This window comes from Pseudomonas sp. IT-P171 (genome assembly GCF_949767765.1).
In the GTDB taxonomy this organism is placed as follows: domain Bacteria; phylum Pseudomonadota; class Gammaproteobacteria; order Pseudomonadales; family Pseudomonadaceae; genus Aquipseudomonas; species Aquipseudomonas fluorescens_B.
Genome location: NZ_CATKQN010000040.1, coordinates 1 through 338 on the forward strand (window position 1 = coordinate 1; position 338 = coordinate 338).

Genomic DNA, 338 nt, shown 5'->3' on the forward strand with positions numbered 1-338 from the left:
TCAGTCTATCTTTCTATCACATACCCAAATTTTTAAAGAACGATCTAATCAAAGACTAGAAATCAATATTCACACCGGAATATTCATTTCTAAACTCTAACAGCAGAAGCAGTTATATGGTGGAGCCAAACGGGATCGAACCGTTGACCTCCTGCGTGCAAGGCAGGCGCTCTCCCAGCTGAGCTATGGCCCCATAACAAAATTGGTGGGTCTGGGCAGATTCGAACTGCCGACCTCACCCTTATCAGGGGTGCGCTCTAACCAACTGAGCTACAGACCCAATTTCGAGCGCGCAACTGTTAGCTTGGAGCTATCAGCTTGGAGCTTAAAGCTGCTTC

General features: G+C 47.0%; 2 tRNA genes. Both read right to left on the bottom strand.

The annotated features are described in order from the left end of the window. Window positions 1-117: 117 nt before the first annotated feature. A tRNA-Ala gene (locus tag ACM6I5_RS19845) sits at window positions 118-193 on the bottom strand. Window positions 194-203: 10 nt separating this feature from the next. Continuing rightward, window positions 204-280, bottom strand: a tRNA-Ile gene (locus tag ACM6I5_RS19850). Window positions 281-338 lie beyond the last annotated feature (58 nt).